The sequence below is a fragment of the Arthrobacter sp. P1_D12 genome (assembly GCF_056406175.1).
The window spans coordinates 1-24,026 of the sequence record NZ_JBFUAR010000020.1; the positions used below are offsets into that span (position 1 = coordinate 1).

Genomic DNA, 24,026 nt, shown 5'->3' on the forward strand with positions numbered 1-24,026 from the left:
GGGCCGGCCGGCCCGGAGGACGCTGCGGTGCGGTTCGACGTCGTGCTCGACGACGGCACCATACTTACCGTCGACTCCGTGGTGCTGGCCGTGGGCCACCTCGACGCGCGGTTGAACCCTGAACAGCGGGAGCTGCTTTCCGCGGCGGAGGAACTTGGTCTCCTGTACGTGCCGCCGGCGGCGCCCGCCGACGTCGACTGGTCCCGGGTGCCGGGAGGCAAACCTGTCCTGGTGCGCGGCATGGGCCTGAACTTCTTTGACGTGATGGGACAGCTGACGGAAGGGCGCGGCGGCCGGTTCGTTGCCGGGGAGGGCACCGCTGAACTGAGGTATCTGCCGTCCGGCCGCGAACCGCTCATCATCGCCGCCTCACGCCGCGGCACCCCCTACCGGGCGAAGGCGACACTCGCCGGCTACTACCCCGGAACGGTCCGGCTGCGCTACTGCACTGAGGGCGCGATCGCGAAGTTCGCCGACTCCGGAATCCGGCCCTCCTTTGACTACGACCTCTGGCCGCTCCTGCACCGGGACGCGGTCTGGGCCTACTACTCCACGCTCGCGCGCTCGCAGCCCGATGCCATCCTGACCGGCCCGGCCGAGTTCCTGCGCGCCCTGGACGAGTCTTTGCGGCCGCACGCCCACTCGACCGCCAAGTGGGAGCACACCGCGGAATCGGTGATTGCCGTCCATGTCCGGGCATCCCACCGCCTGGACCTGCTCGGCCTCGCGGCGCCCCTGGCCGGGCGCTCGTTTGACTCCAGAGCCGAACTGGACGCCGCCGTCGTCGACTACCTGCTCGACGACGCCCGGCGCTCGGCCCTTGGCGAGGACGATCCGGTGAAGATGGCGATCGGCGCGCTGCACCACGGCCGGGCGGTGCTCAAGACCGCTGTGGCCGACAGCGGCATCACGGACGAATCCTGGGTCGCGGGCCTCCGGGGCTGGTTCGAATCATTCGTGGAAGGCCTGGCGAGCGGCCCGCCGGCGCTGCGCTCCGCGCAGCTCGCGGCGCTGGCCCGGGCGGGAATCGTGCGTTTCGTGGGCCCTGACCCCAAGTTCGGCGTGGACCGTCGGGCCCGGATGTTCACCGCGGCGTCGCCGTGGGTGGGCGGCGGACTGGATGAAAGCGCCGACGGCGCGGCGGAAGGTGCCGCGATGGAGCCTGCCGGCGTCGGTGGTGCTGCCGCGGGCGGTGCTGGGGTCCGCGGTTTTGTGGGCAGTGCCGGCGTGATCGGTGCTGCTGCCGCGGGCGGTGCTGGGGTCCGCGGTTTTGTGGGCAGTGCCGGCGTGATCGGTGCTGCTTCTGGGACGGCGCAGCCCGGTGCGGTAAGGGACAGGACGGAGAACGCTGTGTCCGGTTCCGGGGCGGCCGCCGTGTCCGGTTCAGGGGCGGGGGCCGTGTCCGCGGTGGCGATGATCGAGGCGCTGGCCCCGGCCAACCGGGTGGCTGTTAACTCTTCGCCCTTGTTGGAGCAGTTGCTCGCCGAGGGGCTGGTGCGGCCGCGCCTCATGATGAGCGTGGAGGGGATCCCGGTGCAGACTTCCGGGTTGGACGTCGTCCCGCATCCGTACCGGCCGCTGGGTGCCAACGGGTCCGTGACGCCGGGGCTTTACGTGCTCGGGCTTCAGCTCTCCGCCACGCAATGGGGCACGGCCATCGCCGCCGAGGCCCGGCCGAAGTCGGGACCGGTCTACCGCAGCGGCCAGCGCACCCTGCGCGACGCCGACGAGATCGCCCGCGACATCCTGGCCCCCTAGCCACTAGCCACTAGCCCCTTGCACGCACCCGCCCGCCGCTCAGGAGCCGCTCAAAAGTGGGCATGTCCCCCGGCGCGCCTGCCTCCAAGAATGGGCATGCCCTCCCCTGGGGCCGGGCAGTGGACAGTTGGTGCTTATGTCCAGTGCTGCGGGCCAGGGGAGGGCATGTGCCGTGGTGGGGGACCTGAAATCCGGGCTAAGGCATCAGCCCTTGAGGCACTTCCGGTAGGCGGCCATGGCTGTCCCGTAGTTCACCTGGCCCACGAGATCCCCGGGCCTGGCCGGCTTGGCCGGCGGCGTGCACTTCGGCGGGACGGGGACGCTGGCCGCGACCTTCACCGCCGTTTTCACCACAGTGCCGGATTCGACGGCGGTAAGCACCAGGGTGCCCGTGCCGGCGGCGGCTCCGGCCGGAACCTTCACGTCCACCTGAGCGGCGCCGGCGGTCACCGGTACCGTGCCCAGGGCCGTCACGGTGCCGGCAGCGTCCGTGAACTCGGCGCGCAGCGAGGCATTCACCGGGCTGCCCAGCGAGGTGAGGTCCAGCTTCGAAACCGCCAGTGTGATGGATTCGCCGTCCTTGACCTCGGCCGCCGTCGTGTTCACGACCGCCACGGAGCGGCGGGCGAAGTCCGGCGAGACCGGGTTGTGGGCCTGCAGGTACTTGATCCAGGCATCGCGGTCCACGAGCCCGGAGTCCTTGGTGCCCGCGCCTTCCTTGAAGATGCGGAAGTTGTCGCCGCCGGTGGCCAGGAAGTTGAACGTCCCGATCCGGTAGGACTTCGCCGGGTCGATCAGTGCACCGTTGACCCGGATCGAGGTGATCCGGTCACCGGCGGCGCGGGCGGCGTCGTAGGTGTAGTTCACGTTTTTGGACAGGCCCAGCTGCTGGTAGGCGCGGCTGGGAACCGTGCCGTCAGGGTTGGTCTGCCACTGCTGCTCCAGCAGGGTCTTGAACTGCGCACCGGTCAGGGACGTGGTCCACAGATTGTTCACGAACGGCAGCACCGCGTTGGCCTCGGCGTACGTGATGGTGCCGTCGGGCGCGTAGTACAGCTCGTTGCGCAGGCCGCCAGGGTTGACGACGCCGATTTCGGCGGCGCCCAGTTCCGGCGCCTTCAGCGCATCGACAAGGGAGTCCGCCACCAGGTTGCCGAGGGTGGACTCGCTGGCACGGTCATCGCGGACAGCCGGGGAACCGGCGAACGCCGTCGTGATATCCGCCGTGACCTTGCCGACAGGCTGGTTGCCGACCACCGCGGCTTCGGCCAGGGCCTTGTCCACGATGGCCTTGACGGCCGCGACGCGCGGGTACTGCGCCACAAGATCGGCTGCCGGCTGCGCGGCGCTGGTGGTGCGCTGGACGTTGCCGGCCTTGTACCCGGTCACCGACATGGTCTTGGTGTCGATGGTCAGCTGGATCTGGCCGATGAACTCGCCGTAGTTTCCGGTCTGGACGATCGGGCGGGTCTTGCCCGTGGGCTGGCCCGCCGCATCCAGGACCGGGGCGTCCCAGGCGTACTGCTTGTGGGTGTGGCCGTTGAAGATCGCCGCCACATCCGGGGTGACCTTCTGGACCATCTTGGCGAAGGGGCCACCGGCGGCGATTTCCTGCTCCAAAGTGGCGCCCTCGGGCGCGCCGGACCCGGCGCCGTCGTGGTTCTCCACGATGATGATGTCTGCGAGCTTGTCCGCCTTGATCTTCGCCGCGACCCGGTTGATCGCGTCGACGGGGTCACCGAATTCAAGGTCCGCGATGCCTGACGGCGTGACCAGGGACGGCACTTCCTGCGTTACCGTGCCGATCACGGCGACCTTCACGCCGTTCATGTCCAGGACCGTGAATTCCGGCAGGACCGGGGTGGTGGTGCCCTTTGCGTAGACGTTGGCGCCCAGGTACGGGAACTTGGCGTTGTTCCCGCCGGCGGTGACGCGGTCGCGCAGGTCAGCCCAGCCGCCGTCGAACTCGTGGTTGCCCACCGCGGAGGTGCGCAGCTCCAGGGCGTTCAGCACGTCGATGGTCGGCTGGTCCTTGGCGATCGCCGAGGCGAACAGCGAGGCGCCGATGTTGTCGCCGGCCGAAATGAACGCCGTGGCGCCCGGGGCGGCGGCGGCGCGCAGCTTCTCGATGGTCCCGGCGAAGAACACGGTGTTGGAATCGATGCGGCCATGGAAGTCGTTGATGCCCAGGAAGTTCAGCTCCACGCTGGCCGGGGTGACGGGCAAGTTCAGGCCCACCACCACGGGATCGTGGTCGCTCGCCCGGAACTGGTCCGGAGCGTAGTAGTCGGTGACGTTGTTGTTGTAGCGGCTGTACTCCAGCGCCACGGATTCCACGGAGTTGATGTTCCAGATGTCCGCGCCGGTGACGGCGGCGTTGGCCGCCGGGGAGGCGAGGATGTGGTCCAGCGAGCCCACGAGGCCGCCGAACAGGTAGGAGTGCTTGGCGGAACCGTCGGCGTTCTTGGCCTTCTCATCCTGGTTGACGTACCCGGCGCCCGTGAGGACGTTGATCGGATCCTCCTTGGCGTAGGAGTTGAAGTCACCGATCAGGAAGACCTTGTCGGTGCCCTTGGACTTCTGCAGTTCGTCGGCGAATGCCAGCAGGGACTTGGCCTGGGCGGTGCGGGCCAGGTTCGAGGCGCCCTGGCCCTTGTCGGTGTCCTCCGGTGTCGCGGCGGAGCCCTTGGACTTGAAGTGGTTGGCGATCGCGATGAACTTCTTGTCATCGGCGGCGCCGACCGGCTTGAAGACCTGGGCCATCGGCTTGCGGGCGCTGGCGAACGCGACCGTGTCGTTGTGGATGTTGGATTCGCCGATCGGTTCGGCGGCGGCCAACTTGTAGATGAACGCGGTGCGGATCATGTCCTCGTCCGCCAGCGGGGGTGCGTTGGCCGGCGTGCGGACATAGTCCCAGATCCCCGGCGTGGCGATGTTCAGCGCATCCACCAGCTTGGCGAGCGCGTCGTCCCGGGTCTTGCCGAACTGGGCCGAGTTCTCGACCTCCATGAGCGTGACGACGTCGGCCCCGGACTTGGAGATCGCCGCTACGATCTTGTCCTGCTGCCGCTTGAAGTTCTCCGCGTTCGCCGCGCCGCGGACGTCGCAGCCGCCCTTGACCGTTATGGGGTTGCCGTCCCGGTCCGGGTAGAACGTACAGCCGGAGATCTGGTCGCCGGTGGTGGGGAAGTAGTTCAGCACGTTGAAGGAGGCAAGCTTGAGATTGCCTCCCACGGCGGCCGGGGTCCCGGCCCGGGTGGCGCCGAAGCTGGCCGGCTGCACGGTGTCCGCGTTGGCGGCCGTCAGCTGGGTCAGGGGCTGGAACTTCCAGGCGCTGTTCGCGTAGCTGAGCACCACGTTGGTTTTGAACGTCACCGGCGCGCCGACCCGGACGGGATCGGCCGTGGTCAGGTACGGGAGCACCTGGGCCTTGGTGGCGGCGTCCTTGAGGAAGTTCGTGGTGGCGCCGTCGTCGAGCTTGATGCCGCGGGCGGCGTTCGCCGCGGCCGTGGCGGTGTACTCCGGAGAACCGAAGGACGCGACGGCGGTGGGCTGCTCCAGCGCGGTGGTGCCGCCGGCCAGGCCGATCTCGCCGTACTGGTTCAGCGAGAAGTTGTCCGCCACGGTGACGGGGCCCTGTGGGGTGAGCAGCATGCCTTCGAGGGATTCACGGAAGGCCTCGTCGGCGGGGAGCGCGAAGCCGGTGGCCTTGACCTCGGGGGCGGCCTCGGTGAGCTTCTTCAGATCGGCCGCCGCGGCGACGTTCAACTGCGTCATGCCGAAGAATTCGCTGACAGCGCCGGTGAGTTCGACGTAGTCGCCGATCCTGACGGAGTCGACCGTGGACGGGGAGTAGACGAACACCGCGTCCGACGCCGCGTGGTTGGCCGGGGTGAGATCGCCGCCCGTGCCGGGGGTCTGGACGTAGTAGCCGGCGGATCCGCCGGTGGGGAACGTCGCGGTGACCCGGCCCCGCGTAGTGACCGAGGATCCTGCCAGCGGGCTTGCGGCGCCGGTGCCCTGGATTTCGGCAATGGTCTTGGCGGCCGGGGGAGTGCCCGGGTCCACGGGCGGATCCACGGGCGGGTCCACGGGGCCGGCAGCGCCACTGGCCGCCGTCGGCGTGATGGCGGCGTTCAGTGCGAAGTCGGCGGCGTTGTTGTTGGTGTCCCCGCCGTTGCTGCGGTTCATGCTCTTGACGTCGGTGTTTCCCGACGGCGCCGTGGCCGCCTGGGCCTCGAAGGTGTTGGAGGTGCCGTAGCCGAGGAGGTCCGCGACGTTGGCCGGTTCGATGACCGAGCCTGTCGGCAGCGGGTTGAGTGCTGTGGCCTGTCTGGCCAGCACGATCGTGCCGCCGCCACCGGCCGGGTTGAAGCCGGTGGCGGTGGCGTCCGCGGCGGGCAGGTCGGCGCCGGCCGTGCCGTTGCTGCCGCCCTTGAGCAGGTAGTAGCCCTTGGCGGGAATGCTGCCAGCCAGGGCTGCCACCGAGCTCGGCGCACCGGTGCCCGGGGCTGAGCGGTACTGGAGGCTCCAGCCCTCCAGTGAGACCGGCGCGTCGGAGCCGTTGTACAGCTCGACAAACTTGTTCTTGAAGGCCGCGCCGGCGCTGCCGCCGCTGAGATAGGCCTCGTTGATGACCACCGGCGAGGTTCCGGTTGCTGCCGGCAAGGGTTCGGTGGCGTTAGCCGGCACGGCCGCCGCCAGTGGAGCTGCAATCAGCGCCGCCGACAGTGCTGAGCCCAGCGCTGTTTTCCAGGGTGTTAGTTTCATCCGCTCTAACTCTCACTAGGGTGCCCCGGGTAAAGGGCAGGGTGCAGTGCGTCCGCAGGGTGCAGCGGACAGTGGCCGGCCAGAACTCCTGGTCAAGTCGTGCCGGGCCCATCCAAACAGGGGTGAATGAACAACGTATGGACTAAACGTGCATTCGGCGGGACGCCCCCCAGCGGGACGCGCCGCAGCCTTCCCGGAGCGGCTCGAAAGCCCCGGGCAATGGTGACTGGTGATACGGGTGAGCGGTGTCCGGGTGCCTCCACCGGACGCTCCACAGCAGAATACCGGCCAGTAGCCCTCGGGGAAGGCTCTGGCCGGTATTTCCTACAACAATTTTTGTAATTAGGTGGGAAAAGCTCTGGCGTCCTGGCCTATTAGGCGTCCGTGGCGGACTGCCCGCCCTGTCCGGTGTCAGCCACGATCTTGAACATCGCGCCCGTGGGGTCGGTCAGTGTGGCGAGCCTGCCGAACGGGGTGTTGTCCGGCCCGTCGATGACCTTGGCGCCGAGGGATACTGCCGTCTCGATGGAGGCGTCGGCGTCTTCCACGGCGAAGTAAACCTGCCAGTTGGACGGGACCTCGGCGGGAAGGTAGGCAGACGCGTCCATGATCCCGGCCTTGGCCGCCGGGCCCGCGCCCAGGGTGGTGTAGCGGAACTCCGGGGTGTCGCTCATGACGTCGGTGTCCCAGCCGAACACGTCCTGGTAGAACTTGACGGCGGCGGCGTAGTCCTTGGCGTGGAGCTCGTGCCACGCCGGGGCACCGGGCTCGGCCGCCAGTTCATAGCCCTTCATCTCAGCCGGCTGCCACACGCCGACCGACGCACCCGTGGCGTCGGCGATCATCGCCATGCTGCCCTGTTCGGGGACGTCCATGGGCGGCATGTAGACCTGGCCGCCGTGTTCCGTTGCAGCCTTGACGGTGGCGGCGGCGTCCTCCGAGCGCAGGTACGTGGACCACATGTCCGGCCAGGCGGCCTGATCCTCCTGCTTCTGCATCAGGCCGGCGACGGACTTGCCGTCCTTCCACGCGGTGATGTAGCCGCCATATTTTGCTTCGTCGCCGGTCTGGTACGTCCAACCGAACAGCGCACCGTAGAACGACTTGGCCTTCTCGGCATCGGATGTCATGAGGTCGATCCAACATGGTGCGCCGTTGGAGTGCTCGGGTGTGGGCATGGAAGCTCCTGCTCTCTGTGGCGGCCGTTGACGTGCGGCCGCCGGACTCTGGTTTGTGTGGAGATGGGGTGGTGGAGACACAGAGAGACTATGACGGGGCACGGACAGTTTCAATGCATAGCCAGTCAGAGCCGGCGCGGGAATGCCGAGCGTCGGCCGTACAGGGTGAGCAGCAGGGCGGTGATGCCGAGGGCGATCATGACGACCGGGAGCGCCAGCCCGTCGAATGGGGTCAGGAGGAGCGCGCCGAGAATGCCCGCGCCGAAGATAGCCAGGTTGAAGGCGACCGGGAGGAATGCATTGGCGACGTCGGCGTTGTCGCCTCCGGCGGTGGTGAGTGGTCCCTGGACTTGGGCTGATGCGCCGCCGAAGGTGAGGCCCCAGAGCGCGGCGGCGATCAGGATGGCGACTACCGATGCATGTCCGATCAGCAGAATGAGTCCGGAAGCGACGAACACGGTGACGCTGAGGTGAAGGAGGGGCCTCGGGTGGCGGTCCAGCAGCGCACCGGTGACGGCGACCCCGACAACGGACGCAATGCCGTAGACCAGCAGGACCAGGCTGGCGGAGAGGCCGGTGCCGGTGGCCCGGAGGTAGGGGGCGATGTAGGTGTAGATGGTGCTGTGGGCGAGCATCCAGGCGACGATGACGGCCAGGATGACTGCGACGCCGGGGATTTTGAACACCCGGCCCAGGGGGAGCCGTGACGCTCGCGGTTGGCCGGCGGCGTCGGGGACGCATCCGAGGATCAGCGCAGCCACGATGACCCCCAGGGCGGACAGGGCACCGAATGACCAGCGCCAATCGAAAGCTGTTCCGATCCAGGCGCCGAGTGGGGTGCCGAACGCGAATCCGAGGGGCGCCCCGGTGGACACGATGGCCAAGGACAACCCTGCGTGCCGGGGCGGGCTGATGCGGCGCCCGTAGGCGGCGAGCATTCCCCAGATGATTCCCGAGAACGCGCCCGCAAAGAATCGTGACACGAGTGACAACGTCACATCGGGGGAGACTGCGGTGACCGTGGTGGCAAGCACGAGGCCGGCGATACCGCCGAGCAGGAGCGGCTTTCGTCGCATGCCACGCGTCAGCATGATCGCGGGGATGGTGACGATGACCGTTCCGAGGGCGTACGCGCTGACCAGCAGACCCACCGTACCTTCGCCGGTGTGGAGGCCGGCGGCAATGACAGGAAGCAGGCCGGCGGGCATCGTCTCGGTGGCGACGAGGATAAATCCCATGGCGGCCAGGACCACCAGTGCGGTCAGGGGCAGTCTTTGCTGTGCGCTGTTTTCTTGTGCGCTGTTTTCTTGTTCGCTGCCCTCTGGTGTGCCGTCGACAAATGCAATAGCTTCCTGTGCCGGTGTCCGGGTGGGGGCGGTCGTCATGCGGTTCCTTCCGTGCGTGGCGGTAATGCCTCAGCGTTGGGGTTGGTCAAGCGTGGCTGCGTAGCCACAGGAAGCGGCGCCTCGCCCGACGTCGTCAACCGTTCCGCAGGCCCGAAGCACCGCTCAACCCTCCGGCCAGTCAATCCCGATTTCCGCGGGCGGGGGAGTCCCCGGTGAGACGTGTACCGGGAGGGAACCCCTTGTTCGGCCGCAGCGATTTACCCTTGATGCATGGATAACCGGGGTGAAGTGCGTGAGTTCCTGATGTCGCGCCGTGCACGACTTACGCCGGAAGAAGCGGGCCTTGCGGCAGGCTCGAACCGACGGGTGGCCGGATTGAGGCGCAGCGAGGTTGCGGTCCTCGCCGACGTCAGCGTGGAGTATTACGCCAAGCTGGAGCGCGGTTCGATCGCCGGTGCGTCCTCGTCCGTGCTCGAATCCATCTCCCGTGCCCTCCGGCTCGATGACACCGAGCGTGCCCACTTGTTCGATCTGGCCCGCGCCGCAGACGGCATCCCGACCTCGGGACGGTCGCGCAAGCGCGCGACCGTCCCGGCCGGGGCGCGTCTGAGCCTGCAGTGGGCGCTGGAAGCGATCACCGAGGGCGTCGCATTCGTTCGCGACCCGTACCAGAACCTGCTCGCGACGAACGCGTTGGGCCGGGCGTTCTACTCTCCGGTGATCGGAGACGGTGGCCGAACCCCGAACTTGGCGCGGTTCCAGTTCCTCGACCCCGCCTCGCGCGACTTCTACCCGGATTGGGACTTGTTCGGTGAAATGTGCGTCGGCATCATGCGCGCTGAAGCCGGCCGCGACCCCCACGACCGGACCATGCAGGACCTGGTCGGCGAACTGTCGACCCGCAGTGAGACGTTTCGGACTCTGTGGGGCGCCCATAACGTGCGGACCCACGGGTCCGGCACGAAACGCTTTCACCACCCCGTGGCCGGCGAACTCACGCTGGCCTACGAGGAACTAGCCATCACCGCGGAGCCAGGCCTGGTCCTCATGGTCTACACCGCCGAGCCGGGCTCGCCCTCAGCGGAACGGCTGCACCTCCTCGCCAGCTGGAGTGCCAGCGAAGACGCCACGATCGAACGGCGCCGGGCAACCAGCTGACGGGCACCCTCAGTATCAGGTACAGGGCCGGAAGTTATTGTCAGGTCTGCAAGACGGTGCAGAACCGTTACCTTGGGCTGCCAGTTGGCCGCCAACACGGCCAACATTCACAGCTGACGTTTCTTGGGCCGGTCGGGAGTTTCACTCCGGGGCGGAGACGAGTAAGGCCGGCCGGAACGATCTTTCGATCGCCCCGAGCCGGCCTTTGAACCGCGCATGATCTGCGCTCCCGCGGAAGGTAAGAGATTCGAACTCTTGGTACGGGGTCACCGCACACTGGTTTTCAAGACCAGCTCCATCGGCCGCTCGGACAACCTTCCCTAACGAGTAGTCTTTCATAGGCAGTCGGCTGCAACAAAAACCAAAAACACGGTGCGCTTGCGGACGCGTGCAGCTCCCCGCCATATTCTGGGGAGTGATGTTGATCGGACCTGGCGATCGCGGCGAACGTGCGCGGAGCCAGTTAGGAATCGGGAGTGCTCCATGAAGGCTGTCTATATCTCAGAGCCCGGCGGACCCGAGGTCCTGGAAGTCCGTGAGGTTCAGGCCCCGGTGGCCGGCCCCGGCGAGGTGCTGATCGACGTCGTGGCCGCGGGCCTTAACCGTGCCGATGTCCAGCAGCGCAAGGGCTTCTACCCGCCGCCCCCGGGCGCCTCCGAGGTCCCCGGGCTGGAGGTCTCCGGCCGGATCGCAGGGTTCGGTCCGGGCGTGACCAAGGCGTTTTCCGTGGGGGACAAAGTGGTGGCGCTGCTCGCCGGCGGCGGCTACGCCCAGCAGGTGGCCGTGCCCGCGGGGCAGGTCCTGAGGGTCCCCGACGGCGTGGATCTGGTCACGGCGGCATCGCTGCCCGAAGTCGCGGCGACGGTCTATTCCAACCTGATCATGACGGCGCAGCTGCAGCCGGGCGAAACTGTCCTCATCCACGGAGCCACAGGCGGTATCGGCACCATGGCCATCCAGCTGGCCAAGGCCGTTGGCGCCCGCGTGGCCACGACGGCCGGGAACGCCGAAAAAGTCGGCACAGCCAAGGCCTTCCTCGGGGCGGACATCGCCATCAACTACGCGGAGGAAAACTTCCCGGCGAGCCTGCGCGCGCAAAACGGCGGCAAAGGCGCGGACGTCATCCTCGACGTCGTCGGGGCCAAATACCTCGAGCAGAACATCGATGCGCTCGCCGACTACGGACGCCTCGTGGTGATCGGGCTGCAGGGCGGCGCGAAGGCGGAACTGAACCTTGGCCAGCTGCTGCAGAAACGGGCCGCCATCATCGCCACCGCGCTGCGTCCCCGCCCGGTGGAGGAAAAGACCGTGATCATGAACGCCGTCCGCGACGCCGTGTGGCCGATGCTGACCGACGGCAGGATCCGGCCGCTCGTGGCCAAGAGCTTCCCGCTGGACCAGGTCGCCGCCGCGCACACCTACTTCGACTCCGGCGACCACGTGGGCAAGGTCCTGCTGGTCATGTAGCGGGGCGCCGGATCCGGCCTGAAACCGCAGGTCCGGGCAGACATATTCCGTGCGGGGCATGCGCTGTTTTGCGGCAAGGACACCAAAGACGATAGCGTGGTTCCATACGCGGTATACACGCGTCTTGGGGCGCGTGTATGCTGTGTGATTTCGTGACTTAGCGATTCCGGGGGGCGCCATGTCGATCCGTCACAGTCTCCTCGCCCTCTTGCAGGACCGCCCGCGCTACGGGTACCAGCTCAGGACCGAATTCGAGGACCGCACCGGGTCCTCCTGGCCGCTGAACATCGGACAGGTCTACACCACCCTGGACCGGCTGGAACGCGACGGGCTGGTCCGCAACGACGGCGGCGACGGCGACGGGCACGTCATTTACAGCATCACCACGGCCGGCCGGACCGAAGTCGGCGCCTGGTTCACGGCCCCGGTATCCCGCGCGAATCCGCCCCGGAATGAACTGGCCATCAAGCTCGCCCTAGGCCTCACGATTCCCGGGACAGACGTCGGCGCCATCATCCAGGCCCAGCGGACGGTCTCCATCCGCGCGCTGCAGGACTACACCAAGTCCCGCCGCGACACGGCCGCGCTTCAGCGACCGGCCGATACCGCCCGGCTCCTGGTGCTGGATTCCCTCATCTTCCAGACCGAAGCCGAGGTGCGCTGGCTGGACCTCTGCGAGGCCCGCCTCATGCAGCTCAGCAACCTCCCGGCGTAGCCGGGCCGACCGCTCGTCGCGCAATCCACACCGCCGGGCGCAGGGCCCCGGCCGGGACCCGCCCGCATTGGTAGGGTGCCGGAGGGCAGTTCTGTACCGGTGGACTGCCCAGCTGGGTTTCTCAAGGAGGAGACATGGGCACAATGCCAGATGGCACACAACGCGAAAGCACAAACAACCTCACGCAGGGCAGCGCGCGTGGCACCGCGCAACTCGACGACGGGGTCGTTCCGGACCCGTCCCTCCCGCCGACGTCGGTGGATGAGTCGGTTCGCGACGCCGCGGACCGCGCCTGGACGCCCGCCAAGATCGCGCTGTGGGCGGCCATTGCGCTGCTGGGCGGGATCGCCTGGTTCATGCTCGCCATCATCCGCGGCGAGACCGTCAATGCCATCTGGTTTGTGTTCGCCTCCGTCTGCACCTACCTGATCGGCTACCGCTTCTACTCCAAGGTCATTGAGCGTTACCTGACCAAGCCCAACGACCGCCGTGCCACCCCGGCCGAATACAAGGCCGACGGCAAGGACTACGTCCGGACGGACCGCAACGTCCTCTTCGGCCACCACTTCGCGGCCATCGCCGGCGCCGGCCCACTGGTGGGCCCGGTCATCGCGGCCCAGATGGGCTACCTGCCCGGCACGATCTGGATCATCATCGGCGTCGTCCTTGCCGGCGCCGTCCAGGACTACCTCGTCCTGTTCTTCTCCATGCGCCGCGGGGGCCGGTCCCTGGGCCAGATGGCCCGCGAGGAACTCGGCGTCATCGGCGGGACGGCCGCCCTCATCGCAACCCTGCTCATCATGGTGATCATCGTCGCCATCCTCGCCCTGGTGGTTGTCAACGCCCTCGGCGAGAGCCCCTGGGGCGTCTTCTCGGTGGGCATGACCATCCCGATCGCCCTCTTCATGGGCGTGTACCTGCGCTTCATCCGGCCGGGCAAGGTCATGGAGGTGTCCCTGATCGGTTTCGTGCTGCTCATGGCCGCCATCATCGGCGGCGGCGCCGTGGCGGGCACCGAATGGGGTGCCGCGTTCTTCCACCTGGACAAGGTCACCATCGCCTGGGGCCTCATCATCTACGGCTTCATCGCAGCCATCCTGCCCGTCTGGCTCCTCCTGGCCCCCCGCGACTACCTCTCCACGTTCATGAAGATCGGCGTGATTGTGATGCTGGCGCTGGCCATCATCGTGGTCCGCCCCGAAATCACCGTGCCGGCCTTCAGCGAATTCGCCGGCCGGGACAACGGTCCGGTGTTCTCCGGCGCCCTCTTCCCGTTCCTGTTCGTCACGATCGCCTGCGGCGCGCTGTCCGGGTTCCACGCGCTGATCGCCTCCGGCACCACACCGAAGCTGATCGAGAAGGAGCGCCAGACGCGCCTGATCGGCTACGGCGGCATGCTCATGGAATCCTTCGTGGCCATCATGGCCCTGGTGGCCGCAATCTCCATTGACCGCGGCATCTACTTCGCCATGAACGCCCCCGCGGCGCTGACCGGCGGGACCGTCGAGACCGCGGCCGCGTGGGTCAACAGCCTGGGCCTGTCCGGCGTCAACATCACGGCCGGTGATCTCGCGCAGACGGCCAAGGACGTGGGGGAGCAAAGCATCGTGTCGCGTTCGGGCGGCGCGCCCACCCTCGCCGTCGGCCTTGCCCACATCATGCAGCAGTTCATCGGCGGCACGGCGATGATGGCGTTCTGGTACCACTTCGCCATCATGTTTGAGGCGCTCTTCATCCTCACGGCCGTCGACGCCGGCACCCGCGTTGCCCGCTTCATGCTCCAGGACTCGATCGGCAACTTCGTCCCGAAGTTCAAGGAACACTCCTGGCGCCCGGGCGCCTGGCTCTGCACCGCCATCATGGTGGCCGCCTGGGGCGCGGTCCTGCTGATGGGCGTCACCGACCCGCTGGGCGGCATCAACACCCTGTTCCCGCTGTTCGGGATCGCCAACCAGCTGCTCGCGGCCATCGCACTCTCGGTCTGCCTGGCCATTACCGCCAAGCGCACCGTCCCGAAGTTCCTGTGGATCGTGGCGGCGCCGCTGGCGTTGGCCGCCGTCGTGACCATCACGGCGAGCTTCTACAAGATCTTCTCGCCCGTTCCGGCAGTGGGCTACTTCGCCAACAACGCAGCCTTCGCCAAGGCTCTGGCGGACGGCAAGACCTCCTTTGGGACCGCAAAGACCCAGGCCGCCATGGAGGCCGTGGTCCGCAACACGATGATCCAGGGATGGCTCTCGATCATCTTCGTGGTGCTGAGCATCGTCGTCATCATCACGGCAGTGATGGCAAGCATCAAGGCCCTGCGGAACACGGCCGCGGGGCTGCCCAACGCCGAGCACGAAGACCCCGCACAGGCTTCCCGAGTCTTCGCCCCGGCAGGGTTTGTCCCCACGGCGGCGGAGCGTGACCTCGTGGCCGAGTGGAACCAGCTCCCGGCCGGGGACCGGCTCGAAAAGTCCGGGCACCACTGATGCGGGGCCGGGCGTGAACGCGGTCCTCGCGGGGTTCCGCGGGTTTGCCGGGTACCTCGGCGGTGTGCTGGGCGCCGATGCCTACAAGAAGTACCTGGAGCACCATGAGGCCTCCGGGCACACCAGCCGTCCCCTCACCGAGCGGGAGTTCTGGCGTGACCGGACCGACCGGCAGGACACCAGTCCGCAGGGGCGGTGCTGCTGAGCGGTGTTGTTGAGCCGGTGTTGCTAAGCGGGTGCTGCTGAAAGGCTGGCCCGGCCGGGCCGGGGGAGGGGCGGCGTGGGGCACAACGGTGTCCGACGCCGCCCCTCCGCTTCCGGCGGACGCCGGGTCCGGGCGGCCCGGCGCGTGAGAGTATGAAGCCATGAGCGATCAGCACGACACTCAGCCCCGTGCCCAAACTGCCGACGACGTGCCCGTCGAAGGCACACCCGTGGATGACGCCCTGCCCGGGACGCCGCTGGCGCCACCGGCTGCAGTGCCGCCTGGCCGCGCCGGTGGATCCGGTGCCGGGCCCAGGCCGCCCCGGGGCAGCGAACTTCAGGACCTCGTGGACCAGCCCGCGAAGGTCATGCGGATCGGCACGATGGTCAAGCAGTTGCTGGACGAGGTGAAGACCGCGCCCCTGGACGACGCGGCCCGCGTCCGGCTGGCTGAAATCCACGACCGTTCGATCAAGGAACTCGAGGACGGACTTGCCCCGGAGCTCGTTGAGGAGCTCGAACGGCTCAACCTTCCCTTTCCAGAGAACGCCACCCCCTCCGACGCGGAACTGAGGATAGCCCAGGCCCAGCTGGTCGGCTGGCTCGAGGGACTCTTCCACGGCATCCAGACGGCCATCGCGGCGCAGCACGCCGCCAGGGAGCACGCCTACGCCCAAATGCAGCTGCGCCAGCTGCCGCCCGGAACCGTGATTGCACCGGGCGTCATCATCGGGGAAAACGGCGAACCGGTCCGCGCCGCCGCGCCGCGTCACGGCGCTGACTCCTCCGAGCCGTCCGAACCCGCGGACCCGGACCATGGCCCGGGCCAGTACCTTTAGCGCGACCTTGGGCTTCTTCAGCGCAGCACGGCAAGGCCGGAGGGACGACGCAGAACTTGGCAAGGGGCTCTGGCGGCGCGCCCACGACCGGTTCAACCGCGGACTTGACCGCTACCACCAGGTCCTTGAGGGGGTCGAAGACGAGGCCCTGTACGGCGAGCTCGTCGAGATCGCCAATCAGCTCTCCGCGCTCGCGCCCCGGGTCCGGCAGGTTTGCGTGGAGGCCCAGCGGCGCTTTCCCAGCAATGGATTGGACATCCCGGGGCCGCTGGCGGGGGTCCACCGCGCCCTGTCGACGGCGGGCAACTCCCTGGCCATGACGGCTGAGGCGGCCGCGATGCTCCGGCTCGCCGTGGGGCCGGTCCCGGCGGGTGCCGCGTCGGTGCGGCGGCGCGCCGATTCCGTGCTGGAACAGGTTCACGACGCCGAGCGGCGGCTTGTGGAAGCCGACGGCGGCGGGCCGACGCCAGCCTGAGCCGCTGCGCGAATTGGTCTTTGCACAGGCCCGCCCCGGCATGGCCGGCGTTCCCGATATTTCCCGGGTATTCCCGGGTATTCCCGGTTACGCGCCTAGCTTAGCGGCGCCCTCTCGCTGGCCGGAGGGCGCCGACGTTGGCAGGATACTTATATGACTTTTTCACCGGAACTGACTTTCAATGACGGCAACACCATCCCCCAACTTGGCTACGGCGTGTGGCAGGTTGAAGATGACGTGGCCGAAAAGGTGGTTGTCCAGGCGTTCGAGGCCGGCTTCCGCCACATCGACACGGCAAAGATCTACGGCAACGAAGCAGGCGTAGGCCGCGCCATCGAGCGTTCCGGCCTCAAGCCCGAGGAAATTTTCATCACCACCAAGCTGTGGAACGCCGACCAGGGCTACGAGTCCACCCTGAAGGCGTTCGAGGAATCCATGGAGCGGCTCGGCCTCGAGACCCTGGACCTGTACCTGATCCACTGGATGCAGCCCAAGCAGAACAAATACGTTGACACCTGGAAGGCCCTCATCGAGCTCCAGAAGCAGGGCAGAGTCAAGACCATCGGCGTCTCCAACTTCACCAAGGAGGGCCTGCAGCGCCTGATCGATGAGACCGGCGTTGTTCCGGCCATCAACCAGGTCGAACTGCACCCGTTCTTCAGCCAGGCCGACCTGCGCGAGTTCAACGCGTCCAAGGGCATCCTCACTCAGGCATGGTCGCCGCTGGGCCAGGGCGGCGAGCTCCTCGAGAGCCCCGTCATTGCCCAGATTGCCGCCAAGCACGGCGCCACCCCGGCCCAGGTTGTCATCGCCTGGCACTTGGCCATCGGCAACGTGGTCATCCCGAAGTCGGTGACCGAGTCCCGGATCCGCGAGAACTACGCGGCCCTGGACGTCAGCCTCGACGAGACCGACATCCAGGCCATCAACGGGCTGGATCGTTCCGCCGAAGATGCCGGCCGGATCGGACCGGATCCGGCCGTCTCCGACTTCGCCTAAGCACCTCCCATGACGCCGGCAGCCAGCCGGCGATCACACAGGGCCTTCACCCGGCACGGGGTGGAGGCCCTTCGGGCGTCCGGCACCTTCCCGCCGTCCGGCCCGTTCCGGCCGTCCGCGACCGGCACCTTCCCGCCGTCCGCGACCGTGACCGGCCAATCCCACGCGCTCGGAGAAAGACGGCCCGGACACAGGCTCCGGTCCCGAAAGTCTCCGGAGTCAGGCGGCGGCCCGGCGCTCTTTCGCCGGGATTGCATCGACCACGGCCCAGCCGTCTTCGCCCGCAACGCAGCGGCTGGCGAAGCGGTCTGCGGAGGCAGCGTCATCGAAGCTCTCGGTGCGGATCCGGCCGCAGTCGGTGTCCAGGTAGGTGACCACGAAATGCAGTGCGCCATCCTGTGCGTCGTTGAAATCCGCCTCAAAATCTGACTCGATATCATGGCGGAAACCCTGCTGGAAATTCTGGTTGTTCTCCATGATTCCAGTGTGCGACTGACCACCGACACTAAGACTTCACTCTTCCGGCGTGTTGCCGAGCCGCAGCACCCGTTCCCGCGCCAGGACTTCCTTGCGACGCTGCCGGTCGGCGGCCCGTGCCGTCTGCTGCGCCAGAGCCGACGCCAGCTCGTGATCCTTCCGGGCCGTTTTGAGCCCGGCTTCTGCCGCGTCCAGACGCCGCCTGAGCTCGCGCACCTCGTCGGCCAGTCGGCTGGTTTCCGCCGTCGCCTCCGCCAGCTCCGCGGCCGCGCGGCCTGCCTCCTCGTCGGCTTCCGCGGCGGCCACTTCGGCCGCCTCCAGGGCGGTCCGCGCCCGTTCCACCGCCGACGGCGTGGGCGTCATCCGTGCCGTCCCGACGGTCCGGAGGCGGGGCTGTTCCGTTGTCGGCTTTCCACCGGCAGTTCCGCCGCGCTGTGCGGTCCGGTCCGCCGGTTCTGTCCCGCCGGCGGCGGTCGCTGGTTCTGACCGGTGGACGCTGGCCGTTCCAGGCGCGGCTCCAGTGCCGGGCACCGACGCCGCATGGCTCCCCTCGACAGCCACTGCGCCGGCGAGGTCGACGACGTCGACCCCGTCCGCCGAGAGCGCCCGGAGGAGACAGCCGCTTTGCACGGCGGCGGCGGCCCCGGGATCGGCGGTGGCGGCCCGCAGGGTCTGTTCCACTTCCGTCGCGACGGCGGCGCTGATGGCCCGTCCGTGCCGGGCCGCCAAGGCCTGCGCCGCCTTCACCGTGCTGGCGAGGAGCTGGCGCCGCTGCTGGGCGAGGCGACGGAGGTCCGCTGCATCCAAGGCATCCTGTGCGGCCTGCATCGACGTCCCCAGTGCAGCCAGCTCCCGCAGGATTTCGGGGCTGTGCGCCGCCAGCATGTTCACCGCCCACGCCGCGACCGACGGCTTGGGCAGGGCACGGACTGCGGCCGCCAGGGCACGCTGCTCGGCGGCGGTGACACCCGCGGAACTGACGTCTTTGGCCGCCGCCGTTCTAGCAGCCACGAACTCCCCGTAGGGCAATGCATAGAGCGGCCCGGCAATGCCCGCTAGTTCCCGCGATCCCATGCAAGAATCATAGGAGTCTGGCCCCGCCGCGAGTTCGCTGCCCCGTCATCAGACCCGGTGCCGTCACGTTCTGGAGGAGATTTCAATTGATCGAAATTGGTGGGCTCCCGGCCCATGTCCTGCTCGTCCACGCCGTAGTGGTATTAGCGCCCATTGCAGGTCTTGGCGCCATCGTTTATGCCGTGGCACGGCGCTGGTGGGGCTACCTGGCGTGGCCCCTGGGCGTGTTGTCACTGGGGCTGGTGCCAGTAACACTCCTGACCGCGCAGGCAGGCGAGCAGCTGGAGAAAGTCCGTCCGGCGTCGGCGGTGGTCCACGAGCACGCCCAGGAAGGTGACGTACTCAAAGTGCTTTCCGTGATCTTTTTCGTCCTGGTCGCGGCAATGTTGATGGTCACCTACGAGCCCTTTGGCCGGCGCCTGGCGTTCCTTGGCGGCCTTCGGAGCAACCGGATTGTCCGGGGAGCCGTCCTGATTGCCGGCGCCCTCGCGGGGGCCTTCTTCATTTACCAGAGCATCATCACGGGACATTCCGGCGCGGCCTCGGTCTGGGCGCGCTAAGTCAGCCCATCCGCGGGCCCTTGGCCAGGTGATGCGTGCCGGGCCCGGTGCAGCGTGACGAGCAGCAGGACAAGGGCCGTTGCCTGCAGTGCGGCCACGGCAGCGATGAGCGCCGGCCGTGCGCCGTAAAGTGACCCGTACAGGGCGCCGCCGGCCAAGGCGCCGGCGCCCTCGAACGCCGCGAACACCCCGTACGCCGTGCCCTGCCGGGGTTGGGGCACCAGATCGGCAACCAGCGCCTTGACCGTGGAGTCCTGGATGCCCGTGGCGGCCCCCCAGACCAGGACGCCGGCGAGCACGAGCCCGGCGCTCGGCGCCAGGGCCAGCACGGGCACCCCCATAATCAGCACGGGCAGCGCCAGAAGTACGGCCGCCCCGGCGCGGTCGTAAAGGACGCCACTGGCGAGGGCCCCGACGGCGGCGGCCCCCATGGCGCCGGCGTACAACAGCGGAACCACCGAAACGGGGACGGCCACGTCGGCCGTCAGGTGATAGGAGATGACGCCGAAGGCGACCAGTCCGGCGCTCCAGAAGAACCCGGCCAACGCGAACAAGATGAAGACGCTGGAGAGCGCCGACGGCGGCCGCCCGGCGGGCTTCCCACGGGGCGGCTCCGGCAAGCCGGAGGGGTCGGCCACGGGCCTGTCCGCGCCGGGATCCCGGACGCGGCGACGCAGCCAAACGAGAATCACCAGCGCCGCCGCCGCCGGAATGATGAGCACCGCAAAGGCTGCCGGCAGTGAGCCGGTGGCAACCAGCACCGCAGAGACGAGCAGCGGGCCCAGGAGCGCCCCGGCCAGATCGAGGGACTTGTGGACGGCGAAGCCGCGGCCCCGGCCAACCGGCCCGGCGACGGCGGCGAGCAGCACGGTCTTCGCCGGGCTGCGGACGGCTTTGCCGACCCTGTCCCCGATGATGAGCGCGGCCGCCAGGGCCATCCCGGCGGTCCCGGCGAACGGCGTCAACGCCAGCAGCGGGACGCACACCGCCGTCAGCACATAGCCGGCCATCGTGAAAGTCCAGTACTTCCCGGTGCGGTCCGCCCAGGGGCCGAACACCAGCCGGAGTCCCTGGGACGCGGCTTCCGCGGCGCCGGTCACGAGGCCGACGAACAGCGCGGACGCACCGAGCTGGGCCAGCAGGGGACCGCCCAGCGGGCGGGCGCCGTCGGACACCATGTCCGCGGCGAGGCTGACCAGGCCGAAGCCGACAACCGGGCCCCACAGCCGGTGCCGCCAATTCCCGGTTTGGCTTCCGGACCGCGACGGCGGGTATTGCCGGCCGGCTGGCATCCTGCGCCCGGGCCGTTCCATTTCCTAAGGCTGACGGACCGCCCGGAAAAAGACAATACGCAGGTCAGGGGCCCGTGGCCGCGTTGAGGTGCAGAAGAAAATATTGGCCAAAGGGGTTCTTTCTGGGCGGCAGCTTGGTACTTTTCGAGAGCCGATCCGTATTGTGCGGGCCGGGGGGACCCAAATGACGGACTGAAAGGCAACACACCCATGAGCTCGGACGGGACCCACCGCTGTGGCTGCCGGGCTGGCCCTCACCGGCGTCGCCGCGGCCTCGCTTACCCTGGCCTCTGCCGCCACAACGCCGCCGCCCACCGGCTGGCTGCACACCTCTGGCGGGAGGATCCTGGACTCGAACAACGCCCCGTATACGATTAAGGCCGCGTCCTGGTTCGGCATGGAAACCACCGACTGCATGCCGCACGGGCTCTGCGGAACCCTGACCACCGACGAGGCCCTGGCCAACATCAAATCGATGGGATTCAACACCGTCCGCCTGCCGTTCTCCAACGAGTGCCTGGCAGCGGCATCCATCAAGGGCAACCTGAACTACTGGGCCAACCGCGCCTACGCGCTGGAGGGCAAGACGCCCCTGGTCCTGATGGACACGGTGATCGCCCGCGCGAAGGCCAACGGCCAACGCCGTCTTGGCCTCCAACCCCAACCTGCTGATCATCGTTGAGGGCATCGAGAACCAGGGCAACGGCACTTCCACTTGGTGGGGCGGGGGCCTGGCCGACGTCAAGAACAGGCCGGTGACCCTGGCCACGCCCAACCGCGTGGTCTATTCCCCGCACGACTACCCGGCGTCGCTGTTTGCGCGGAAGTGGTTTAGCGACCCCAGCTACCCCAACAACCTGCCGGCCGTGTGGGATGCCAACTGGGGTTACATCCAGAAGCAGGGCATCGCCCCGGTTCTGCTCGGGGAGTTCGGGACCGCGCTGCAAACCATGTCGGACAAGCAGTGGATGGAGAAGATCGTCTCCTACCTCGGGACCAATTCCATGAGCTTCGCGTATGGGGCGTTCAACCCGAACAGCGGCATCACCGGAGGCCTTGTCCAGGCGGACTGGCGCACCCCGGAGGCCGCCAAACTGGCCGCGCTCGCGCCCATCCTGAACGGCACGCCGACGCCGACCGTCACCGCGACGCCGACGGTATCGCCGACCGCCACGCCGTCGCCCACGGCGACGCCGACCGCCACGCCGACGCCCTCGCCGTCTCCCACCCCTACATCCGGCGCGCCGATCAGCGCGGTCTGGAAACTCGGCAGTTCGTGGACCGGCGGCTACGTGGCCAATATCGAGGTCACCGGCCTCCGGGCGGCGGCCGGTTGGAGCGTGAGCTGGCCCGACCCGAACGTCACCCGGGTGGCCAACTCCTGGGGCATCAGCTGCACGCTGCTCCCCAAGGTGTCGGTGACCTGCAGCGGTTCGGACTGGGCCACCAAAATCGCCGCCGGCCAGAAACTGTCCGTGGGCCTGCAGGTGGATTCCCTGAAGGCTCCCGTCAACCCGGTGCTCACCTTGAGGTAGCCGGCCGCAAGGGCGCGGGCGTCCTTCGATCAGGCGCCTGTTAGGGGGCAGCCGACTGCAAATGGAGCATGCGGAACCCGGGACCAGGATCCGGACCCCGCCGGGGTCAATGAAGAACCTCCGGATAGCGTTGATTCCGGGGGTTCTTCTCAGGCTTCGTGCGACCGGGCTCCCGGGAGTCAGAGCGGCTCCCGACGAGGACAACACCGGAGTAGCCTGACAGCAGAAGCGAGAAAGGCATGGACCATGCGCATTCTTCAGACATCCACCGACGCCCTCAACGTCACACGGATCGACAGGATAGCCTATCTCAACGCTGAAGAGCGGACATTTCTGACCACAACAACCGGCCGGCCGGACTTTGCCACCCCCGGTCAAGGGGAAGTCATCGCCGACATGGGGCGGGCCGTTCCCGTCACCTTGGCCTATATCGATGACCAGCTCGAAGGGAGCCTCATCGTCGCGCGACTCACGGATCTGATGGCAAACTACGACTGGCCTGTCATCAGATTCGCCGACGTTCGAGAGGAGGCCCGGAAAGAGGTCGCCGAAATCCGGTACAGGGAATCCGAGTACGCCGCCGAGCCGGACCGTACCGACCCGCACGAAGACTAATCCGGGCAGCAGCCGCAGTCGCAGGCGCTTGTGGGTTGACCCGAGCCGCGGGCGAAGATGTCATCACGGGACCGGCCTGACTTCAAGAGTGAATTTGTCCGGTTCGCTTTGGGGGCTTACTACCTCTATGAATTAGTCATAGTCACCGTCAGTCCCCGTCCCGATGCAGACGCCAAGTCCGTCATCCGCGCACGGGGCGGCAGATAGCGACGTGAGCGACTCCATGCTCCGGCCTGCGCGGGCGCGGAACGGGGTGCGGGTAATCTGGTCATTTTCGCCGCACTCATGATTGGCATGAACATCTCCCGCTCCGCCGCCACCAAATCCCTGACCGTCCTTGCCGGCCTGCTTCTCGCAGGCTCTCTCGCCGGCTGTGACGCCGCAGCCCACGTTGGCGCCAAAGTCGCAGACGCCGTGCACAGCGCGGCCGCGTCTCAGGCTCCCGGCACCGGCACCGCGCACCCGGGCGAGGCCGCCGCGGCCGTAGCCCAGCTGGCGTCCATCCCGGTGAAGGGCAAGGCCCCAAAGACCGGGTACAGCCGCGGGCAGTTCGGTCCCGCCTGGTCCGATGTGGACCACAACGGCTGCGACACGCGCAACGACATGCTCCGCCGTGACCTCACCGACGTGACGACCAAACCCGGGACCAGGGATTGCGTCATCGCCTCCGGCAAGCTTGCCGACAAATACACCGGCAAGACCATCACCTTCACCCGCGGTGAGAACTCGGCGGACGTCCAGATCGACCACATTATTCCCCTGTCGCTGGCCTGGCAGACCGGCGCCCAGCAGATCAGCGCCGGCCAGCGCCTCCAGCTCGCCAACGATCCGCTGAACCTGATGTCCGCCGACGGCCCCGCGAACCAGCAGAAGTCAGACTCCTCGGCCGATGCTTGGCTGCCAGCCAACAAGGCGTTCCGGTGCGAATACGTCGCCCGCCAGACTGCTGTGAAGGCCAAGTACAAGCTGTGGATGACCCGTCCCGAGCACGACGCCATCGCCGGGATTCTCGCCACCTGCAAATAGCGGCACCGCATCCCTGAGGGGTACCTTCGTCTGCGCCGCCTAAACCGCCCAAACCGCGCCCAAA

19 protein-coding genes, 1 tRNA gene and 1 pseudogene are annotated in these 24,026 nt (G+C 67.9%); 14 read left to right on the forward strand and 7 right to left on the reverse strand.

Annotation, left to right across the window (positions count from 1 at the left end; translation table 11 throughout):
* Positions 1-1,758 (forward strand): annotated as a pseudogene (locus tag AC1DZV_RS15325) (hypothetical protein); the annotation flags it as partial.
* Positions 1,759-1,962: 204 nt separating this feature from the next.
* On the opposite strand, the gene AC1DZV_RS15330 reads toward AC1DZV_RS15325, so the two are convergent.
* From AC1DZV_RS15330 to AC1DZV_RS15340, 3 genes are all read right to left on the reverse strand, one after another.
* Positions 1,963-6,528, reverse strand: a complete 4,566-nt coding sequence (locus AC1DZV_RS15330; RefSeq protein WP_476949808.1) for an ExeM/NucH family extracellular endonuclease — start codon at positions 6,526-6,528, stop codon at positions 1,963-1,965.
* Positions 6,529-6,902: 374 nt separating this feature from the next.
* A complete protein-coding gene (locus AC1DZV_RS15335; RefSeq protein WP_230009777.1) occupies positions 6,903-7,706 on the reverse strand; it encodes a VOC family protein in 804 nt (267 codons plus the stop codon).
* A 125-nt stretch (positions 7,707-7,831) separates the two neighbouring features.
* Positions 7,832-9,091, reverse strand: a complete 1,260-nt coding sequence (locus AC1DZV_RS15340; protein ID WP_476949807.1) for an MFS transporter — start codon at positions 9,089-9,091, stop codon at positions 7,832-7,834.
* Positions 9,092-9,322: 231 nt separating this feature from the next.
* Here AC1DZV_RS15340 and AC1DZV_RS15345 point away from each other — a divergent pair, with 231 nt between their 5' ends.
* The gene (locus AC1DZV_RS15345; RefSeq protein ID WP_476949806.1) at positions 9,323-10,210 is read left to right on the forward strand and encodes a helix-turn-helix transcriptional regulator; all 888 of its coding nucleotides are present in this window, start codon (positions 9,323-9,325) and stop codon (positions 10,208-10,210) included.
* A gap of 232 nt (positions 10,211-10,442) precedes the next feature.
* On the opposite strand, the gene AC1DZV_RS15350 is transcribed toward AC1DZV_RS15345, so the two are convergent.
* A tRNA-Ser gene (locus AC1DZV_RS15350) sits at positions 10,443-10,530 on the reverse strand.
* Between the two features lie 163 nt (positions 10,531-10,693).
* On the opposite strand from AC1DZV_RS15350, the gene AC1DZV_RS15355 reads away from it, so the two are divergent.
* The 7 genes from AC1DZV_RS15355 (at position 10,694) to AC1DZV_RS15385 (ending at position 17,383) form a co-directional block, all read left to right on the forward strand.
* Complete coding sequence (locus AC1DZV_RS15355) at positions 10,694-11,677, forward strand: NAD(P)H-quinone oxidoreductase (RefSeq protein ID WP_476954040.1); 984 nt, start codon at positions 10,694-10,696, stop codon at positions 11,675-11,677.
* A gap of 178 nt (positions 11,678-11,855) precedes the next feature.
* A complete protein-coding gene (locus AC1DZV_RS15360) occupies positions 11,856-12,392 on the forward strand; it encodes a PadR family transcriptional regulator (RefSeq protein ID WP_476949804.1) in 537 nt (178 codons plus the stop codon).
* Between the two features lie 134 nt (positions 12,393-12,526).
* Complete coding sequence (locus AC1DZV_RS15365; protein ID WP_476949803.1) at positions 12,527-14,866, forward strand: carbon starvation CstA family protein; 2,340 nt, start codon at positions 12,527-12,529, stop codon at positions 14,864-14,866.
* 13 nt (positions 14,867-14,879) lie between these two features.
* Positions 14,880-15,071, forward strand: coding sequence for a YbdD/YjiX family protein (locus tag AC1DZV_RS15370; protein ID WP_476949802.1), 192 nt, complete (start codon positions 14,880-14,882; stop codon positions 15,069-15,071).
* Between the two features lie 160 nt (positions 15,072-15,231).
* Entirely contained in the window at positions 15,232-15,909 is a 678-nt protein-coding gene (locus AC1DZV_RS15375) for a bacterial proteasome activator family protein (RefSeq protein WP_476949801.1), read from the forward strand.
* A gap of 7 nt (positions 15,910-15,916) precedes the next feature.
* The gene (locus AC1DZV_RS15380; RefSeq protein ID WP_476949989.1) at positions 15,917-16,384 is read left to right on the forward strand and encodes a hypothetical protein; all 468 of its coding nucleotides are present in this window, start codon (positions 15,917-15,919) and stop codon (positions 16,382-16,384) included.
* Positions 16,385-16,537: 153 nt separating this feature from the next.
* The gene (locus tag AC1DZV_RS15385) at positions 16,538-17,383 is read left to right on the forward strand and encodes an aldo/keto reductase (protein ID WP_476949800.1); all 846 of its coding nucleotides are present in this window, start codon (positions 16,538-16,540) and stop codon (positions 17,381-17,383) included.
* 219 nt (positions 17,384-17,602) lie between these two features.
* On the opposite strand, the gene AC1DZV_RS15390 is transcribed toward AC1DZV_RS15385, so the two are convergent.
* Entirely contained in the window at positions 17,603-17,860 is a 258-nt protein-coding gene (locus AC1DZV_RS15390) for a hypothetical protein (RefSeq protein WP_279294440.1), read from the reverse strand.
* 36 nt (positions 17,861-17,896) lie between these two features.
* A complete protein-coding gene (locus AC1DZV_RS15395) occupies positions 17,897-18,934 on the reverse strand; it encodes a hypothetical protein (protein WP_476949799.1) in 1,038 nt (345 codons plus the stop codon).
* Positions 18,935-19,020: 86 nt separating this feature from the next.
* On the opposite strand from AC1DZV_RS15395, the gene AC1DZV_RS15400 reads away from it, so the two are divergent.
* Positions 19,021-19,494 carry a DUF2231 domain-containing protein gene (locus AC1DZV_RS15400; RefSeq protein WP_243181844.1) on the forward strand — a complete coding sequence of 158 codons (474 nt, stop codon included), beginning with the start codon at positions 19,021-19,023 and terminating at the stop codon, positions 19,492-19,494.
* Here the strand turns inward: AC1DZV_RS15400 and AC1DZV_RS15405 are convergent.
* The gene (locus AC1DZV_RS15405; RefSeq protein ID WP_476949798.1) at positions 19,491-20,807 is read right to left on the reverse strand and encodes an MFS transporter; all 1,317 of its coding nucleotides are present in this window, start codon (positions 20,805-20,807) and stop codon (positions 19,491-19,493) included. The two genes, AC1DZV_RS15400 and AC1DZV_RS15405, sit on opposite strands and share 4 nt — an antisense overlap.
* 214 nt (positions 20,808-21,021) lie before the next feature.
* Between AC1DZV_RS15405 and AC1DZV_RS15410 the strand changes: the two genes are divergently transcribed.
* The 4 genes from AC1DZV_RS15410 to AC1DZV_RS15425 all read left to right on the forward strand — a co-directional run bounded on the left by AC1DZV_RS15410 (position 21,022) and on the right by AC1DZV_RS15425 (position 23,962).
* Positions 21,022-21,468: a cellulase family glycosylhydrolase gene (locus AC1DZV_RS15410; protein WP_476949797.1), complete on the forward strand. Its 447-nt coding sequence runs from the start codon at positions 21,022-21,024 to the stop codon at positions 21,466-21,468.
* On the forward strand, positions 21,434-22,321 hold the full coding sequence (locus AC1DZV_RS15415; protein WP_476954041.1) for a cellulase family glycosylhydrolase: 888 nt from the start codon (positions 21,434-21,436) through the stop codon (positions 22,319-22,321). Before AC1DZV_RS15410 ends, AC1DZV_RS15415 begins: the two co-directional genes overlap by 35 nt.
* A gap of 246 nt (positions 22,322-22,567) precedes the next feature.
* The gene (locus tag AC1DZV_RS15420; RefSeq protein ID WP_476949795.1) at positions 22,568-22,936 is read left to right on the forward strand and encodes a hypothetical protein; all 369 of its coding nucleotides are present in this window, start codon (positions 22,568-22,570) and stop codon (positions 22,934-22,936) included.
* Between the two features lie 285 nt (positions 22,937-23,221).
* On the forward strand, positions 23,222-23,962 hold the full coding sequence (locus AC1DZV_RS15425) for an HNH endonuclease family protein (RefSeq protein WP_476931289.1): 741 nt from the start codon (positions 23,222-23,224) through the stop codon (positions 23,960-23,962).
* The last annotated feature ends 64 nt before the right edge of the window (positions 23,963-24,026 follow it).